At 72.1% G+C, this 16546-nt stretch carries 17 protein-coding genes; 2 read left to right on the forward strand and 15 right to left on the reverse strand.

The genetic code is table 11. From position 1 onward, the window contains the following. Nucleotides 1–90 precede the first annotated feature (90 nt). Complete coding sequence (locus tag ACGFYY_RS10685) at nucleotides 91–1191, forward strand: NAD(P)-dependent alcohol dehydrogenase (protein ID WP_393708207.1); 1101 nt, start codon at nucleotides 91–93, stop codon at nucleotides 1189–1191. Between the two features lie 39 nt (nucleotides 1192–1230). On the opposite strand, the gene ACGFYY_RS10690 is transcribed toward ACGFYY_RS10685, so the two are convergent. The 5 genes from ACGFYY_RS10690 to ACGFYY_RS10710 form a co-directional block, all read right to left on the reverse strand. Beyond that, a complete protein-coding gene (locus ACGFYY_RS10690) occupies nucleotides 1231–1845 on the reverse strand; it encodes a hypothetical protein (RefSeq protein WP_393708209.1) in 615 nt (204 codons plus the stop codon). After that, on the reverse strand, nucleotides 1842–2510 hold the full coding sequence (gene msrA / locus ACGFYY_RS10695) for a peptide-methionine (S)-S-oxide reductase MsrA (RefSeq protein WP_393708211.1): 669 nt from the start codon (nucleotides 2508–2510) through the stop codon (nucleotides 1842–1844). The genes ACGFYY_RS10690 and msrA overlap by 4 nt, the downstream gene beginning before the upstream one ends. A 79-nt stretch (nucleotides 2511–2589) precedes the next feature. Further along, nucleotides 2590–3750: a hypothetical protein gene (locus ACGFYY_RS10700; RefSeq protein WP_393708213.1), complete on the reverse strand. Its 1161-nt coding sequence runs from the start codon at nucleotides 3748–3750 to the stop codon at nucleotides 2590–2592. Then, nucleotides 3747–5345, reverse strand: coding sequence for a M48 family metallopeptidase (locus ACGFYY_RS10705; RefSeq protein ID WP_393708215.1), 1599 nt, complete (start codon nucleotides 5343–5345; stop codon nucleotides 3747–3749). Before ACGFYY_RS10705 ends, ACGFYY_RS10700 begins: the two co-directional genes overlap by 4 nt. Nucleotides 5346–5508: 163 nt before the next feature. Continuing rightward, entirely contained in the window at nucleotides 5509–6615 is a 1107-nt protein-coding gene (locus ACGFYY_RS10710; protein WP_393708217.1) for a hypothetical protein, read from the reverse strand. 74 nt (nucleotides 6616–6689) lie between these two features. On the opposite strand from ACGFYY_RS10710, the gene ACGFYY_RS10715 reads away from it, so the two are divergent. Further along, nucleotides 6690–7847 (forward strand): cystathionine gamma-synthase, encoded by a 1158-nt coding sequence (locus tag ACGFYY_RS10715; protein WP_030765172.1) that lies wholly within the window; start codon nucleotides 6690–6692, stop codon nucleotides 7845–7847. 337 nt (nucleotides 7848–8184) lie between these two features. Here the strand turns inward: ACGFYY_RS10715 and ACGFYY_RS10720 are convergent, their stop codons facing one another. The 10 genes from ACGFYY_RS10720 to ACGFYY_RS10765 form a co-directional block, all read right to left on the reverse strand. Beyond that, nucleotides 8185–8541 carry a cytidine deaminase gene (locus ACGFYY_RS10720; protein ID WP_030957667.1) on the reverse strand — a complete coding sequence of 119 codons (357 nt, stop codon included), beginning with the start codon at nucleotides 8539–8541 and terminating at the stop codon, nucleotides 8185–8187. A 59-nt stretch (nucleotides 8542–8600) separates the two neighbouring features. Further along, nucleotides 8601–8954, reverse strand: a complete 354-nt coding sequence (locus ACGFYY_RS10725; RefSeq protein ID WP_393708220.1) for an MmcQ/YjbR family DNA-binding protein — start codon at nucleotides 8952–8954, stop codon at nucleotides 8601–8603. After that, complete coding sequence (locus ACGFYY_RS10730; RefSeq protein ID WP_030011941.1) at nucleotides 8951–10255, reverse strand: hemolysin family protein; 1305 nt, start codon at nucleotides 10253–10255, stop codon at nucleotides 8951–8953. The genes ACGFYY_RS10725 and ACGFYY_RS10730 overlap by 4 nt, the downstream gene beginning before the upstream one ends. Continuing rightward, a complete protein-coding gene (gene ybeY / locus ACGFYY_RS10735; RefSeq protein ID WP_030715653.1) occupies nucleotides 10252–10749 on the reverse strand; it encodes an rRNA maturation RNase YbeY in 498 nt (165 codons plus the stop codon). Before ybeY ends, ACGFYY_RS10730 begins: the two co-directional genes overlap by 4 nt. A gap of 13 nt (nucleotides 10750–10762) precedes the next feature. Next, nucleotides 10763–11812, reverse strand: coding sequence for a PhoH family protein (locus ACGFYY_RS10740; RefSeq protein WP_365281471.1), 1050 nt, complete (start codon nucleotides 11810–11812; stop codon nucleotides 10763–10765). Between the two features lie 135 nt (nucleotides 11813–11947). Beyond that, nucleotides 11948–13117 (reverse strand): carbohydrate kinase family protein, encoded by a 1170-nt coding sequence (locus tag ACGFYY_RS10745; RefSeq protein WP_393708225.1) that lies wholly within the window; start codon nucleotides 13115–13117, stop codon nucleotides 11948–11950. 137 nt (nucleotides 13118–13254) lie between these two features. Continuing rightward, nucleotides 13255–14160: a ribonuclease Z gene (locus ACGFYY_RS10750; protein WP_393708227.1), complete on the reverse strand. Its 906-nt coding sequence runs from the start codon at nucleotides 14158–14160 to the stop codon at nucleotides 13255–13257. A gap of 3 nt (nucleotides 14161–14163) precedes the next feature. Continuing rightward, nucleotides 14164–14523, reverse strand: coding sequence for a histidine triad nucleotide-binding protein (locus ACGFYY_RS10755; protein WP_365277902.1), 360 nt, complete (start codon nucleotides 14521–14523; stop codon nucleotides 14164–14166). 137 nt (nucleotides 14524–14660) lie between these two features. After that, entirely contained in the window at nucleotides 14661–15407 is a 747-nt protein-coding gene (locus tag ACGFYY_RS10760) for a 16S rRNA (uracil(1498)-N(3))-methyltransferase (protein WP_365277905.1), read from the reverse strand. After that, on the reverse strand, nucleotides 15404–16495 hold the full coding sequence (locus ACGFYY_RS10765; protein WP_365277908.1) for a nitronate monooxygenase: 1092 nt from the start codon (nucleotides 16493–16495) through the stop codon (nucleotides 15404–15406). Before ACGFYY_RS10765 ends, ACGFYY_RS10760 begins: the two co-directional genes overlap by 4 nt. Between the last annotated feature and the right edge of the window lie 51 nt (nucleotides 16496–16546).

Raw genomic sequence — 16546 nt, forward strand, 5'->3', positions numbered from 1 at the left:
TCGTAGGCAGGACAGGTGGATGGTTGTCCGCCCGGCGAGGCGGCAGCGTGGGGGTCACCACAGACCCACGCCGATGCGAGGAGCACCCCCATGTCCGTCACCCAGAGCACCCAGAGCACCCAGAGCACCCAGGGCACCCAGAGCACCCAGGGCACCCAGGTCGCCGCCTACGCCGCCCCCGCGGCCAAGGCCCCGCTGGAGCGCACCACCATCACGCGTCGCCCCGTCGGCGAGCACGACGTCCTCATCGACATCAAGTACTCCGGCATCTGCCACTCCGACATCCACCAGGTGCGTGACGGCTGGGGCGAGGGCATCTACCCGATGGTCCCCGGCCACGAGATCGCCGGTGTCGTCTCCCAGGTCGGCCCCGCCGTCACCCGGTTCTCCGTCGGGGACCGGGTGGGCGTCGGCTGCTTCGTCGACTCCTGCCGCAGTTGCGCGTACTGCCTGCGCGGCCAGGAGCAGTTCTGCGTCGAGGGCATGACGGGCACCTACAACTCCCTGGACCGTGCCGGCGAGCCCACGTACGGCGGCTACTCCACCCACCTCGTCGTCGACGAGAAGTACACCGTCCGCATCCCCGACGGCCTCGGCCTCGACGTCGCCGCCCCGCTGCTGTGCGCGGGCATCACCCTCTACTCGCCGCTGAAGCACTGGCAGGCGGGCCCCGGCAAGCAGGTCGCGGTCGTCGGCCTCGGCGGCCTCGGCCACCTCGGCGTGAAGATCGCGCACGCGCTCGGCGCCGAGGTCACCGTCCTGTCGCAGACCCTGCGCAAGCGTGAGGACGGCCTGAAGCTGGGTGCCTCCCACTTCCACGCCACCGGGGACGAGGCCACCTTCGAGGAGCTGGCCGGCCGCTTCGACCTGATCCTCTCCACCGTCTCCGCACCGATCGGGCTGGACGCGTACCTGGGCCTGCTGAAGGTCGACGGCGCGCTGGTGAACGTCGGCGCCCCGGAGGAGCCCGTCGCGCTCAACCTCTTCTCCGTCATCGGCGGCCGCAAGACCCTCGCCGGATCGATGATCGGCGGGATCGCCGAGACCCAGGAGATGCTGGACTTCTGCGCCGAGCACGGACTGGGCTCGGAGATCGAGCTGATCGCCGCCGGGCAGATCAACGAGGCGTACGAGCGGGTGCTGGCGAGCGACGTGCGCTACCGCTTCGTGATCGACGCGGCGACGATCTGAGGGCCGCCCGCCCCGCGCCCCGCCCTGCCCCGGCCCGCCTCAGTACCCCTTGGGGTGCGCGGACAGCCACTCCGTGTGCCGCTCGCGCATCCGGTCCCGCTCCTGCCGCGTGGGGAGGACGACGTCGGCGCCTCCGTCGTACGCGTGGTGGAACCGGGTGAGCCCGGGGTCCGTGACGAAGACGCCGGGCAGCGCGTCGTCGGCCGCCGCGCGCAGCAACGGATCGATGCAGCCCCGCCGCCACCGGCGGCGATCGGCGTAGTGGTACCAGCGCGTGTGGAACGCCGGATCCGGGTCGTCGGTCTCGTCCGCGGTGGTCCACAGCGTGCCCTCCGTGTGGAGGGCACGGCGCAGCGGCGGCCGGTCCGTGCGGTCGGAGATCTCGGACCAGCCGGTGGTCACCACATACACCTCCTCGCCGGCGAAGAGCTCGTCCAGGACCGTGTTGTACCGGTCCAGGAGCACCGCGTACTCGGCCTCGTCGTCCGGGTGGCGCTTCGATTCCGGCAGGCTGTGGAACCGCACCCACCGCTCGCGGTACACCGTCTTCAGCTCGTACGGCAGCAGGGGGCCGGGAGGCCTGTGCTGCCGCCACAGGCGGGTCAGCCCCTCGTGCGCGGGGTCGACGACGGGTACGACGACGGGGTCGGTCACGCCCCGGGGGCCTTGGCCACGCCGATCGGGCAGGACACTCCCGTGCCGCCGATGCCGCAGTAGCCGCCCGGGTTCTTGTCCAAGTACTGCTGGTGGTGTGCTTCGGCGGGCCAGAAGGGGCGTTCCGCCGCCGGCAGCACCGCCGTGGTGATCGGGCCGTAGCCCGAGGAGGCCAGGACCTGCTGGTAGGCCGTGCGGGAGGCCTCCGCCGTCTCCTGCTGCTCGGGGGAGTGGGTGTAGACCGCCGAGCGGTACTGGGTGCCCACGTCGTTGCCCTGGCGGAATCCCTGGGTGGGGTCGTGGGACTCCCAGAACAGCTTCAGCAGCGTGGCGTAGGAGACCTGGGACGGGTCGAAGACCACGCGGACCACCTCGGTGTGGCCGGTCAGCCCCGAGCAGACCTCCTCGTAGGTCGGATTCTCGGTGAAGCCGCCCTGGTAGCCGGCCAGCGTGGTCCACACCCCGGGGGTCTGCCAGAACTTGCGCTCCGCACCCCAGAAACAGCCCAGACCGAAATCGGCGACTTCCAGGTGCGCGGGGTAGGGGCCGGACAGCGGGTTGCCCAGCACGGTGTGCCGGTCGGGCACGGCGAACAGCGGCTCCGCGCGGCCCGTCAGGGCCTCCTCGCGGGTGGGGAGCTCGGGCGTACGGCGGTACGAGAACATGGAATTCCCTCCTTGTGGGAGTGACAACGTGCGGAGGGCGGGCCGGGATTCCCCGACCCGCCCTCCGTGGCCCCACCGGTCAGAGACCCGGCGTGGTCACGCCCACCGCCCAGTCCCGGGCGTACAGGTACCGGCTCTTCGGCGAGCCCGCGTAGGACCACGGCAGGGCGCCGATGTACCCGTCGATGTACCGGAACTGTTCGACGGCCTCCGCGTCGCGGTCCTGCCAGAACAGCAGGTACGCCAGGATGTGCCGCATGCCCACCGTGCCCGGGTGGTCGTCGCCCGCCGCCGCCAGGTCCAGCAGCGCCGCGTCCACCGCGGCGACGATCTCCGGCTCCTTGAAGAACGTCTCCGCGGCCAGGTCGGCCTCGTACGTCTCCTGCTCGAAGTACGCGATCAGCGGCAGCCGCGAGAACAGCTCACCGGGCGCCCCGACCGCCGCCGACTCGCGGGCGAAGGCCAGCGCCAGCTCGTGCGAGCCGCGCCACTTCCGGCACCAGTACTGCAGGGCGCTGACGTGCGCGCACAACACCTTCGGGTCACGCTCGACGATCTGCGCCCACAGCTCGCGGTACCGCTCGTGCGAGTAGCCCAGGCCCTGCCCGATCGGCTGCTCCACGATGTACGGGGTCGGGTCCGCCGGGTCGGCGAGGCGCTGGGCCGCGTGGGCGGCCTCCTGCGCCTTGACCAGCAGATCGCGGAAGAGCCGGAACTGCTCCTGCGTGGTGCGGCTGCCCGACTGGGAGCCGCGTACGTTCCACGCCACCTGGATCGCGGTGTCGGCGTCGACCAGAGCCGCCGTCGGGTCCGTGGGCCGGGCCGCGCGCCAGGCCAGCAGCCACGCGTCGTCCTCGGCGGCCGCCTCGGCCAGCGGGCGGACCCGCTCCATGCGCTCGTGCCAGTTCTTGCCGGCCGCCTCGACGTACGCGGCCGCGGCCTGCCAGTCGCCCGAGCCGACCGCTTCCAGGACGGCGGTCCGCTCCGGCGGTACCGGAGCGGGGTTCTCGGTGTCGAGGTCGGCCTCGGCCACGAATCCCAGCGCGACGACCGCCGCCGCCTTCTCGGCCTTCTGCGCGGCCTTGACGGCCGCGGTGTCGGCGTTCAGGGACTCGGTGCGGCCCTCGATGACGGCGATCTCCGCCTCCAGCCGCTTCGCCTTGCGGATGTAGTACACGCCGCGCAGGAACTTGAACGCGCCGAACAGCAGCACGGCGCCCAGGATGTAGAGGCCGATCACGGGGCGAGCACCAGCTTCCGCAGGGGTTCGGTGTCGGGCAGATCGGCGACGGCCGAGTCCAGGGCCGCGCGCAGGCGCTCCTCGAAGCCGTCCGCCGGGTAGCGCAGGGAGGCCGAGTCGGACCACGACAGCTGCCAGCGGGCGGCGCCACGGGCCGTCAGCTCGACGGTGACCAGCTGGTTCAGGGCGCGCCGGACGACCGGGCGGGCGAACTCGCGGGCCGTGCGACCGGTGGCGGCCTGCGCCTCCTCGGACTTCGGGAACCGGTCGGCGATGCGCCAACGCACCGCCGGGTCGGCGTCGAACGCGTCGAGCACGGCGTCGAGCCCGGGGCCCGCGCCCTCGGCGGCGAAGGCCTCGCGGATGTCCTCCGCGCCCTGGCCGACGTACACGGTCATGGACGCGTGGACGAGGTCCTCCCAGTCGACCCGCTTCAGCGCGAGCGCCTCCGGGGTGAGGACGACCTGCTCCAGCGCGGCCAGCGCGGCGTCGGCGTCGGACAGCAGCTCCAGGGCCGGCCGGGCGGCCTGCCCGCCGCGGCCGTCGTCGGGCAGGGCCTCGATACGGGCCACGCGCTCGGCGAGCGCCGGGTGGGAGTCGTAGGGGGAGGTGGGCTCGGTCGACAGTTCCTGGCGGAGGTCGTCCAGGTCGGCCGAGCGCGCGTCCAGGAGCCGGCGCAGGCCGCCGAAGACCTCGCCGGGCTGGGGCAGCAAGCCGGCGTTGACGCCGAGGGTGGCGTACGAGCCCATGTAGAAGTCGTGCGCCGAGTCGAGGGCGTTCAGCTCGCGCAGCGCGGACGCGGCCGAGTCGCGGCCCGCGACCCGGACCGAGGCGAGGTCGGCGGCGAGCTCCTGGCGGCGGGAGGTGGAGCGGGTGGCGCGCATGTAGAAGTTGCCGTACGCGATGTAGATCTTGGCCATGGCGCGGTACATCGCACCCTCGCCCGCGGTGTCCACGCCCTTGGCCTTCTTGCCCTTGGCGATCCGCTTCTCGTCCTTGCGCTCCTGCTTCGCGCGCTCCTTGGCGACCTTCTTGTCGGCGCGGTCGTGGAAGTAGCCGATGGTGCGGATCAGCTGGGCCCGGCCGCGGGCGATCAGCGGCGTGAGACGGGTGTCGAAGTTGGCGTAGTGACCCATCTCGTGGGCGAGCACCGCGCGCATCTGCATCTCGTCCAGGCCCGTCATCAGCGGCAGGCCCAGGTAGAGGCGGCGGGTGCCGGGCCGCAGGCCCAGCAGCTTCGCGTCCTCGGCGACGGCCGCGTTCACCTCGTCGATCAGCACGATCTCGTCGGGGGCGCGGGTGCCGACCTGCTGCGCGATGTCCCGCACGACCGCCCACAGCTCGGGCTCCTGCGCCTCGCCGACGGTGACACCGGCCAGGGGCTCGCCCTTGGGGGTGCGCAGCATGAACATGCCGCGCACGATCGGGACGGTGAGGACGATCGAGGCGAGGAGCAGCTTGGCCACGATCGGGCCGTGCAGCGTGGTGACGACGGCGTAGTCGATGCCACCGAGGGCGGCCAGCAGGAACACGCCGAGCAGGTAGAAGCCTGCGAGCAGGACGAGAGCGCGCAAGGCGCGCAGTGAAGCGCCCATATGGACAGATCCCCCCACGGGAACGAAAAGGAATGGGTGGCACGGCAGAACGCCGCCACCGCCGCATCATGCGGCCTGCGATTACTTACAGCAACCTTATTCGTCGGGGATCCGCCCTGGCCGGCGGGGTGGGGGCCGTGGATCGGGCGAGCCGCCCGGAGGGCTACGGCCTCAGCGTCGCCGGCGACCCGCCGTTCGCCTCGTACCCCGCCACCGCCATCGCCCGGTACATCGCGTACGCCGCCGCCGGGTCCCGCGACTCCGTCCACGGCAGCGCGCCCACGTAGCCGTCCACGTGCCGCACCTGCTCCAGCGCCTCCGCCCAGCGCTCCATGCAGACCAGGAACATCAACAGCAGATGCCGTACGTGCGCCACCACCGGGTCGTCCTGCCGCGCCGTGTGCACCGCGTACAGCGCGCCCTCCACCGCCCGAGTGACGACCGCGCCGCGGTAGAAGCTCGGGCTCAGCACGATGTCCGGCTGGTTCTCCCGCAGCGCGAACAGCGGCAGGGCCGCCAGCAGCGAGCCCTGCGGAGCGCGCGCCGCGGCCGCGTGCGCGAAGGCGTCGGCCTTCTCCCGCGAGCCGTGCCACTGCGCGCCCCAGTAGTGCAACGCCGCGAGATGGGCCCCCATGTGCTCCGGGGCCCGGTCGATGACCTTCGCCCACAGCTGGTCGAACTCCGCCTCCGGGTAGGCCAGTCCACGCGCGATCGCCAGTTCGGTGAGGTACGGGACCGGGTCCTCCGGAGCCAGCAGCGCGGCCTTGCGGCACGCGTCCCGGGCCTCTTCCAGGATGATCCGGTGGTCCGCGGAGCCGACGCCGCCCGATTGCCGCCACGCCTGCTGCACCAGCAGCTCCGCGTGCACCTGCGCGCCGCCCGGGTCCTGCTCCGCCTCCGACCGCCACGCCTTCAGCCACTGCGCGCCCGTCCCGGGCTGCGCCATCAGTTCCAGGGCCGCGGCCCCGCCGAAGGCCTGCACGCGCTGCCAGCGCCGCTCACCCTCCCGCGGGGTCCCGGCGAGCAGCTGCGAGGCCGCCCGCCACTGGCCGGTGAGCCGCACGTTGTCGAGGGCGTCCATCAGGTCCTGGTCGGGTCCGGGGACGCGGACGTCGAGCTCTTCCTGCCGGTCGAATCCGTAGTTCGCCGGGTCGGCGGCGTCCGGGCTCTCCGGCGAGACCAGGCGGATGTCGCCGCGCCGGCGCCGGATGTACGGACCGAGAATGAACACGATCATGAGCATCGCGAACACGAACCACAGAATCTCCATGCCTCCAGCGAACCAGACCGAGGGGGGAGCGGGCCAATAGGGGTCCATGCCGCGGGCGGGCATAGCATCGGACCATGAGCGACGACAGCCACGAGCACCAGAGCTTCGAGACCCGCGCGATCCACGCGGGCAATACGGCGGACCCGCTGACGGGCGCGGTCGTACCCCCGATCTACCAGGTTTCCACCTACAAGCAGGACGGCGTCGGAGGGCTCCGCGGCGGCTACGAGTACAGCCGCAGCGCCAACCCGACCCGCACCGCGCTGGAGGAGAACCTCGCGGCCCTGGAGGGCGGCCGGCGCGGTCTCGCCTTCGCGTCCGGGCTCGCCGCCGAGGACTGCCTGCTGCGTACGCTGCTCGCCCCGGGCGACCACGTGGTCATCCCGAACGACGCGTACGGCGGCACCTTCCGCCTCTTCGCGAAGGTCGTCTCCCGCTGGGGCGTGGAGTGGTCGGTGGCCGACACCTCGGACCCCGAGTCGGTACGGGCGGCCCTCACTCCGAAGACGAAGGTCATCTGGGTCGAGACCCCCTCCAACCCGCTGCTCGGCATCACCGACATCGCCGTCGTCGCCGACATCGCGCGGTCGGCCGGTGCCAAGCTGGTCGTCGACAACACCTTCGCCTCGCCGTACCTCCAGCAGCCGCTGGCGCTGGGTGCGGACGTGGTCGTGCACTCGCTGACCAAGTACATGGGTGGGCACTCCGACGTGGTCGGCGGCGCGCTGGTCGCCGCGGACGCGGCGCTGGGCGAGGAACTGGCCTACCACCAGAACGCGATGGGCGCGGTGGCCGGTCCGTTCGACTCCTGGGTCGTGCTGCGGGGCATCAAGACCCTGGCCGTGCGCATGGACCGGCACGCGGAGAACGCGGGCAAGGTCGTCGAGCTGCTCCAGCGGCACCCGAAGGTCACCAAGGTCCTGTACCCGGGCCTGCCCGAGCACCCGGGGCACGAGGTCGCCGCCAAGCAGATGCGGAACTTCGGCGGCATGATCTCCTTCCAGGTCGCCGGTGGCGAGGAAGAGGCGGTCGCGGTCTGCGGACGCACCAAGATCTTCACCCTGGCCGAGTCCCTGGGTGGCGTCGAGTCCCTGATCGAGCACCCGGGCCGTATGACGCACGCGTCGGTGGCCGGTTCGGCGCTGGAGGTCCCGGCGGACCTGATCCGCCTGTCGGTCGGCATCGAGAACGCCGACGACCTCGTCGCGGACCTGACCCAGGCCCTGGGCTAGCCCCGGACCCCCGCTCGGCCCCGCCGGTCCCTCCGGGCAGGCGAGGCCGAGCTGTCCCGCCCCGGCCCCGCCGGCCCCTCAGGCTCGGCCCGCCATATCCAGCCTCGGCTCGCCACATCCAGCCTTGGCCGGGCACATCCAGCCTTGGCCGGCCACATCCAGCCTCGCCGGCGTTTGAGGCAGGGGGCACCTCCCAGCGGTAGCTGGGGGAGGGTCCGGGCGGAGCCCGGTGCCCGGCGGAGCCGGGTTCCCTGGGGCTCCACCCCAGACCCCGCGCCTCAAACGCCGGCGAGGATGAACTTGCCCGGCCGGGGTTGTCGGCGGCTCCGCCGGGAGGCTACGGGCCGGCCGGGGTGGTGGACTTCAGGGTGCCGTCCGGGGCGGCGAGGAGGACCGGGGTGTCCGGGCCGCCGAGGTCGCGGACCGCCGCGCGGTCGGCCTCGGCCGGGGCGTCGGCGGCGCTGACGACGGCCGCCGCCTCCAGCGACCGCGCCCCGCTCGCCACCGCCATCGCGACCGCGGTCTGCAGCGCGCTCAGCTTCAGGGAGTCGAGCTCCACCGTCCCGGCGACGTACGTGCGGCCCGTCTCGTCCCGCACCGCCGCCCCCTCGGGCACCCCGTTACGGGCCCGGGCGCTGCGCGCCAGCGTGATGATCTTGCTGTCCTCGGGGTCGATCCCGGTGCTCTCCGTCATGGTCGAAAGCATAGGGAGCGCCACGGACCGGCCGTGCAACGACCCCGCCGGGGCCCCGGTCAGGGCCGGTCGAGCTTCAGCCGCTCCGCCCGCGGCAGCCCCGCCACCACCAGGTCGTAGGAGTCCTCGACGAGCTCACGCAGCATCGTGTCGGGGACGCCGCCCACCGTGACCGTGTTCCAGTGCCGCTTGTTCATGTGATAGCCCGGCGCGATCGCCTCGTGCTCCTCGCGCAGCCGCACCGCCAGCTCCGGGTCGCACTTCAGGTTGACCTTGAGCGGCTCCGCGTCCAGCGCCGACAGCGCGAACACCTTGCCCAGCACCTTGAACACCGAGGTCTCCGGCGTGAAGGGGAACTCCTCCACCGCCGCGTTGAAGCCCAGGCAGAACGCGCGCAGTTGCTCCGGGGTCATTCCCCCTCCTCCCCCGCGGCCTCCGCCGCGGCGACCGGCTCCACCAGTACCGTCACGATCTTGTTCCGGCGGCCCGCCGGGGACTCGGCGGTCAGCCGCAGCGGACGCCCGTCCGGCAGCTCCACCACCGACGAGGCGCCCGCGATCGGCACCCGCCCGAGGGCCTTCGCCAGCAGTCCGCCGACCGTCTCCACGTCCTCGTCGTCGAAGGCCTCGACCTTGAACAGCTCGCCGAGGTCGGTGATGTCGAGCCGCGCGGTGACGCGGTAGCGGTCCTCGCCCAGGTCCTCGACCGGCGGGAGTTCCCGGTCGTACTCGTCGGTGATCTCGCCGACGATCTCTTCGAGGATGTCCTCGATGGTGACGATGCCGGCCGTGCCGCCGTACTCGTCGATGACGACGGCCACGTGGTTGCGCACCTGCTGCATCTCGCGCAGCAGATCGCCCGCGTTCTTGGTGTCCGGCACGAAGACGGCCGGCCGCATCGCGGTCGAGACCAGGTCGGCCTCGGCCTCCCGGCTGATGTGCGTCTTGCGGACCAGGTCCTTCAGATAGACGATCCCGACTATGTCGTCCTCGTTCTCCCCGGTCACCGGGATGCGGGAGAAGCCGGACCGCAGCGCGAGCGTGGTCGCCTGACGGACCGTCTTGTACCGCTCGATGCAGACGAGGTCGGTGCGCGGCACCATCACCTCGCGCACCAGCGTGTCGCCGAGTTCGAAGACCTGGTGCACCATGCGGCGCTCGTCGTCCTCGATCAGCGATTCCTTCTCGGCGAGGTCCACCATCGCGCGCAGCTCGGCCTCGGAGGCGAAGGGCCCCTTGCGGAAGCCCTTGCCGGGCGTGAGCGCGTTGCCGATGAGGATCAGCAACTGCGGGATCGGCCCCATGATCCGGGCCAGCGGTACGAGGACGTACGCGGCCGCCGTCGCCGTGTTCAGCGGGTGCTGGCGGCCGATCGTGCGCGGGGAGACGCCCACGGCGACGAAGGAGACGAGCACCATGACGGCGATGGCCACGAGCAGCGCGGTCCAGTTCTCACCGAACTCGTCGAGGCACACGTAGGTGACGAGCACCCCGGCCGCCATCTCGCAGGTGACCCGGACCAGCAGGGCCACATTGAGGTAGCGGGTGGGGTCGCCGGCGACCTGGGCGAGCTTCTCGCTCCCGCGCCGGCCCTCCCGTACGGCCTGCTCGGCCCGGAAGCTGGAGATACGGGCGATGCCGGACTCGGCGCAGGCCGCGAACCAGGCCACCACCACCAGCAGGACCGCTCCGGTGATCAGCTGGGGGGCGTTCACGAGACGGTCGGTGCCGGGGACGGACCGGTGATGCCGCGCTCGCCGCGCCAACCGTCGACGATGGCCGCCTGGAGGCCGAACATCTCGGCCTTCTCGTCCGGCTCCTCGTGGTCGTAGCCGAGCAGGTGCAGCACCCCGTGGACGGTCAGGAGCTGGAGCTCCTCGTCCATGGAGTGCTGCGTCGGGGCTTCCTCGCCCTGCCTCTTGGCCACCTCGGGGCAGAGCACGATGTCGCCGAGGAGCCCCTGCGGGGGCTCCTCCTCGTCCTTGGACGGCGGACGGAGCTCGTCCATCGGGAAGGACATGACGTCGGTCGGACCGGGCAGATCCATCCACTGGATGTGGAGCTGCTCCATGGCGTCCTCGTCGATGACGATGACGGAGAGCTCGGAGAGCGGGTGGATCCGCATCCGGGTGAGCGCGTAGCGGGCGATGTCGAGGATCGCCTGCTCGTCGACCTCGGTTCCGGACTCGTTGTTGACGTCGATCGACATGGTGCGCTGAGTTCTACTTCCGCTGGTGGCCGTTCGCGGCCTGCTGGCCGTCGTCGTACTTCTCGTACGCGTCGACGATACGGCCGACCAGCTTGTGCCGGACGACATCCTCGGACGTGAGCCGCGAGAAGTGGATGTCCGGGACCCCTTCGAGGATCTTCTGGACCTCCCGCAGACCGCTCTTGGCGCCACCCGGCAGGTCGATCTGCGTGACGTCACCGGTGACGACGATCTTCGAGTCGAAGCCGAGCCGGGTCAGGAACATCTTCATCTGCTCGGCGGTCGTGTTCTGCGCCTCGTCGAGGACGACGAACGCCTCGTTGAGCGTGCGACCCCGCATGTACGCCAGGGGCGCCACCTCGATCGTGCCCGCCGCCATCAGGCGCGGGATCGAGTCGGGGTCGATCATGTCGTGCAGCGCGTCGTAGAGCGGGCGCAGGTACGGGTCGATCTTGTCGAAGAGGGTGCCCGGCAGGAAGCCGAGCCGCTCCCCCGCCTCGACGGCCGGCCTGGTCAGGATGATCCGGCTGACCTGCTTGGACTGGAGGGCCTGGACCGCCTTGGCCATGGCGAGGTAGGTCTTGCCGGTACCGGCGGGGCCGATGCCGAAGACGATCGTGTTCTTGTCGATCGCGTCGACGTACCGCTTCTGGTTGAGGGTCTTGGGTCGGATGGTGCGACCGCGGCTGGAGAGGATGTTCTGGGTGAGCACCTCCGCGGGCGTCTCGGCAGAGACGTCGCCGTCGCCGTTGCCGTTGCCGCTCGCCTTGAGCATGGCGATCGAGCGTTCCACTGCGTCCTCCGTCATCGGCTGCCCGGTGCGGAGCACCAGCATCATCTCGTCGAAAAGCCGCTGGATCAGGGCGACTTCCGCCGCTGCACCGATCGCGCTGACCTGATTGCCCCGAACATGGATGTCGGCCTTCGGGAAGGCCTTCTCGATCACGCGCAACAGGGCGTCGCCCGAGCCGAGCACGGTCACCATCGGGTGCGTGGCCGGAACGGTGAAGTGGGCTCGCGCCTGCCCTGGCGCGGGGATGTGGGCTGTCGGTGTCTGAGTCATGGGCCGGCACTGTGGCCTGCGCATACCTCCCGCTGAGGGGCCGCGCCGATCGACGACCTCCGGAGTACCAAGGGTACGTCTCCGCCGCTGCTTCCCCGAGGGGTTTTATCGCCGGATCGCGCCGCGGGCCGATGCCTACGCGGGATGCCGGAAACCGATCGTGGGTACGGCCCTGCGCCGTGCCGCCGGGGCCCCGGCCTGCGGGATCAGGTCGTCCAGGAAGCCGTACCGGCCGCGCAGCTCCTGCGGGGCCGCCTGCCACCAGTGGGCCACCTCCGGCCAGCCGGGGGCCGAAAGCGAGCCACCGAACTCCTGCACCGACAGGGCCGCCGTCAGCCCGGCGAAGGCGAGGCGGTCCGCGAGCGGCCAGCCCGCCAGGGTGCCGGTCACGAAGCCCGCCACGTAGACGTCGCCCGCGCCCGTCGGGTCCAGCTCGTCCACCGTGATCCCGGGGACGTGCGCGGTCTCCCCGGTGCGCCCGTCCACCGCGTACGAGCCCTCGGCGCCCATCGTCACCACCGCGATCGGCACCTTCTCGGCCAGCGCCCTGGCCGCGGCTCTCGGACAGTCGGTGCGGGTGTAGCGCATCGCCTCGCCCGCGTTCGGCAGGAAGGCCTCGCAGTGCTCCAGGTCGGCCAGGGCCCCCAGGTCCCAGCGGCCGCTCTCGTCCCATCCCACGTCCGCGAAGATCCGCGAGCCGCGCCGGGCGGCCTCGGCGATCCACTCCTCGCCGCGGCCGGGTCCCAGCGCCGCCACGGCCGCGCGGGCGCGGGGCGGGCACTGCGGGAAGGGCCCGGGACCCGCCGGCGGCGGGGCCTCGTGGCCGTGCGAGACCATCGTGCGCTCGCCCTCGTAGGCCATCGAGACCGTGACCGGGCTGTGCCAGCCGGGGATGGTGTGCGACATGGACAGATCGATGCCCTCGCCCTGCTCCAGGGCGTCCCAGCAGTACTCGCCGTAGTGGTCGTCCCCGAAGGCGGCGGCCAGCGAGGTGCGCAGGCCGAGCCGGGCCAGGGCCGTGGCCATGTTGGCGACGCCGCCGGGGCTGGAGCCCATGCCGCGCGCCCAGGACTCCGTACCGCGCACCGGGGCCGAGTCGAGACCGGTGAAGATGATGTCGAGGAAGACGGTTCCGGTCAGGAAGACGTCACAGCCGGATTCCTGCGGGTCACGCAGCGGACCGAGCGGGTCCACCGCTGCTGCGCGGATTTCGTAGTCGCGACCGGTCACGGCGATCTCCCCGTTGTTTCTCGAAGGCCCGTTTCTGCATGATGTTTTCCGTGGAAAGCTGCCGGTCCTGCCCATCCCGGGCAGAACCAAAACCCAGTGTGGCGCAGATCATCCTCGGAAGGGCCTTCGTCACTCGGACCACTCGACGAACACGGCCCCTGCGCGGCCCCCGCCCCGGCAGAGGCCGAGCGGGGGCCGGGCAGGGCCTGTCGTCAGCCCCGCTTGGGCAGGGGCACCCGCATCAGGTCCGCGGCCACCGTGAGCTCGCCCTCGAAGCCGACCGCGCGAGCCTGGCGCTCGAACTCGCTCGGGTCGGTGTAGCGCTGCGAGAAGTGCGTCAGCACGAGGTGCCGTACGCCCGCGTCGCGTGCCACCCGTGCCGCCTGGCCGGCGGTCAGGTGCCCGTGGTCGGTAGCCAGCCGTTCGTCCTCGTCGAGGAAGGTCGACTCGATCACCAGCATGTCGCAGCCCTCGGCGAGCGCGTCCACGCCGGGGCAGAGCCGGGTGTCCATGACGAACGCGAACCGCTGTCCCGGCCTGGGCTCGCTGACCTCGTCCAGGGTGACCGCGCCGAGCCGCCCCTCGCGCTGGATCCGGCCCACGTCCGGCCCCTTGATCCCGTGCCGCGCGAGCAGCTCGGGCACCATGCGGCGCCCGTCGGGTTCGGTGATCCGGTAGCCGAAGGACTCCACGGGGTGCGAGAGCAGCCGGGCCTCCAGGGTGTACGAGGCCCCCTGGCCGAGGGTGCCGTCCACGGAGACGGGTTCCTCGCGGAGCGCGACGGTCTCCCGGTAGGCCGTCGCGTAGCGCAGCCGGTCGAAGAACTTCTGTCCCGAGGCCGGGTAGTGCGCGGTGACGGGGTGCGGGACCTGGTCGAGGTTGATCCGCTGGATCACCCCGGCCAGGCCGAGGCTGTGGTCACCGTGGAAGTGGGTGACGCAGATCCGGTTGATGTCGTGCGCGGCCACCCCGGCACGCAGCATCTGGCGCTGGGTGCCCTCGCCGGGGTCGAAGAGGATGCCCTCGCCGTCCCAGCGCAGCAGGTAGCCGTTGTGGTTGCGGTGGCGGGTGGGCACCTGGCTGGCCGTGCCCAGCACCACGAACTCTCGTACGGACACGCGCTATCCGGGGGGCCACTGGAGGCCGCGGCCGCCGAGGACGTGCGCGTGGGCGTGGAAGACGGTCTGACCGGCGCCGGAGCCGGTGTTGAACACGACCCGGTAGCCGTGTTCGACGATCTTCTCGTCGAGGGCGACCTGGCCGGCGTCGCGCAGTATGTCGGCGGCCACGCCCGGCTCGGCCGCGGCGAGGGAGGCCGCGTCGGGGTAGTGCACCTTGGGGATGACGAGCACGTGCGTGGGCGCCTGCGGGTTGATGTCCCGGAAGGCGACCGTGGTCTCGGTCTCCCGTACCACGGTCGCGGGGATCTGCCCCGCGACGATCTTGCAGAACAGGCAGTCGGCCTGCGGTTCCCCGGCCATTGCTTCGCCTCCTGTGACGGTGATCGGTCCGGGCATCGTATCCAGCCGGACGCCTGCCACGGGCGGGCATTTCGGCCCGTCGGGCCGAAGCCCGTGGGCCGGACGGGCCGGACGGGCCGTACCGGCCGATCAGGCCGTCAGGACCAGCGGCCCGTGCGGGCCAGCAGGACGGCGACCGCGGCCGTACCCGCCGTGGAGGTGCGCAGCACGGAGCGCCCCAGGCGGTAGGGGTGGGCGCCGGCCTCGGCGAAGACCGCCAGTTCCTCCGGGGAGACCCCGCCCTCCGGGCCCACCACCAGCACCACGGAACCGGCCTTCGGGAGCTCCGCCGTGGCCAGCGCCTGCGAGGGGGTGTCGCGGTCCTCGTGGAGCACCATCGCCAGGTCGGCGCCGGCCAGCAGTGTCGCCACCTGCTTGGTGGACAGGGCCTCGGCCACCTCCGGGAAGCGCACCCGGCGGGACTGCTTGCCCGCCTCCCGGGCCGTGGCCCGCCACTTGGCCAGGGACTTGGCCCCGCGGTCGCCGCGCCACTGCGTGATGCAGCGCGAGGCCTGCCAGGGCACGATCGCGTCCACGCCGGTCTCGGTCATCGTCTCGACGGCCAGCTCGCCCCGGTCCCCCTTGGGCAGGGCCTGCACCACGGTGATGCGGACCTCCGGTTCCGGCTCCTCCGCGACGGTGTGCAGGTCCATGACGACCAGCCGGTCCTTGCCCTCGGCGGCCTTGACCACGCCCTCCGCCCAGTGGCCGCGTCCGTCGGTGAGGACCACGTCCTCGCCCGGGTTCAGCCGTTTCACGGACACGGCGTGCCGGCCCTCCGGGCCGTCCAGGACGAACTCCGGCCCCGCGGGGACCTCTTCCACCACGAAAACCGGGGCGGTCATGACGCACTCCTCATCTGCATTGCGTTCAACGTGCTGTGTGCCTGGGCCAGTTCGGCCGCAAGCACCTCCACCAGCTCCCCCGCCGGCAGCGGCCGCGCCAGTCGGTGCCCCTGGCCCGCCCACAGGGCCATGCCCTGGGCGTCCCCGGCCGCGGCCGCGGCCTTGCGCAGCCCGGAGGTCAGGTGGTGGACCTGCGGGTACGCGGCCGGGGCGTAGGGCCCGTGCTCACGCACGAAGCGGTTCACCAGTCCGCGCCCCGGCCGCCCGGAGAAGGCCCGGGTCAACTCGGTACGGACGAACAGCGGGTCCGTCAGCGCCTTCTTGTGCACCGGGTCCGCCCCGGACTCCGGGCAGGCCAGGAAGGCCGTCCCGAGCTGCGCCGACTCCGCGCCCGCCGCCAGCAGGGCCGCGATCTGCGCGCCCCGCATGACCCCGCCCGCCGCGATGATCGGGAGCGCCACCGCCTCCCGTACCTGCGCCACCAGCGCGAGGAGGCCCACGGTCGCCGTGCCGTCGATCTGCGGGTCGTCCCGGTGGGTGCCCTGGTGGCCGCCGGCCTCGGCGCCCTGGACGCAGACCGCGTCGGCGCCCGCGTGCTGGGCGGTGCGGGCCTCCTCGGCGGAGGTCACCGTGACGACGGTGTACGTACCGACCTTGCGCAGGGCGGCGAGGGCCGCGAAGGCGGGACAGCCGAAGGTGAACGAGACCACCGGGACCGGGTCTTCGAGGAGGATGGCGAGCTTGGCGTCGTAGCCGTCGTCGCTGGTGCCGATGATGTCCTCGTCGGCGAGCGAGATCTCGTACCAGCTCGCCTCGCCTGCCAGCTGCCCGCGGTAGGCCTCCACGGCGGCCGGATCGACGTAACCGGTCTGCGGCATGAAGAGGTTGACCCCGAAGCGGCGCCGGGTCAGCGCGCGCACCTGCTTGATCTCCTGGTACATCCCGTCGGCGGTCTTGTAGCCCCCGGCCAGGAAGCCCAGTCCGCCCGCCTCGCACACGGCGGCGACGAGGACGGGGCAGGAGACGCCGCCCGCCATGGGAGCCTGCACGATCGGATACGGGGAGAGACCGTTCGGTGCCGAGGACATGGACTGCATCGTGCCACGTCCGGCGCATGGGGCCGAATCATGGCATTCGCC

It is taken from the genome of Streptomyces sp. NPDC048331, assembly GCF_043201215.1.
Lineage (GTDB): Bacteria > Actinomycetota > Actinomycetes > Streptomycetales > Streptomycetaceae > Streptomyces.

Coding starts and splice junctions, on each gene's coding strand:
- ACGFYY_RS10685 (WP_393708207.1), top strand. CDS start 91: ATGTCCGTCACCCAGAGCACCCAGAGCACCCAGAGCACCCAGGGCACC.
- ACGFYY_RS10755 (WP_365277902.1), bottom strand. CDS start 14,523: ATGGCCGGGGAACCGCAGGCCGACTGCCTGTTCTGCAAGATCGTCGCG.
- ACGFYY_RS10765 (WP_365277908.1), bottom strand. CDS start 16,495: ATGTCCTCGGCACCGAACGGTCTCTCCCCGTATCCGATCGTGCAGGCT.
- ACGFYY_RS10740 (WP_365281471.1), bottom strand. CDS start 11,812: ATGACTCAGACACCGACAGCCCACATCCCCGCGCCAGGGCAGGCGCGA.
- ybeY (WP_030715653.1), bottom strand. CDS start 10,749: ATGTCGATCGACGTCAACAACGAGTCCGGAACCGAGGTCGACGAGCAG.
- msrA (WP_393708211.1), bottom strand. CDS start 2,510: ATGTTCTCGTACCGCCGTACGCCCGAGCTCCCCACCCGCGAGGAGGCC.
- ACGFYY_RS10720 (WP_030957667.1), bottom strand. CDS start 8,541: ATGACGGAGAGCACCGGGATCGACCCCGAGGACAGCAAGATCATCACG.
- ACGFYY_RS10760 (WP_365277905.1), bottom strand. CDS start 15,407: ATGACCGCCCCGGTTTTCGTGGTGGAAGAGGTCCCCGCGGGGCCGGAG.
- ACGFYY_RS10705 (WP_393708215.1), bottom strand. CDS start 5,345: ATGGGCGCTTCACTGCGCGCCTTGCGCGCTCTCGTCCTGCTCGCAGGC.
- ACGFYY_RS10745 (WP_393708225.1), bottom strand. CDS start 13,117: ATGGGCAGGACCGGCAGCTTTCCACGGAAAACATCATGCAGAAACGGG.
- ACGFYY_RS10715 (WP_030765172.1), top strand. CDS start 6,690: ATGAGCGACGACAGCCACGAGCACCAGAGCTTCGAGACCCGCGCGATC.
- ACGFYY_RS10725 (WP_393708220.1), bottom strand. CDS start 8,954: ATGACCCCGGAGCAACTGCGCGCGTTCTGCCTGGGCTTCAACGCGGCG.
- ACGFYY_RS10710 (WP_393708217.1), bottom strand. CDS start 6,615: ATGGAGATTCTGTGGTTCGTGTTCGCGATGCTCATGATCGTGTTCATT.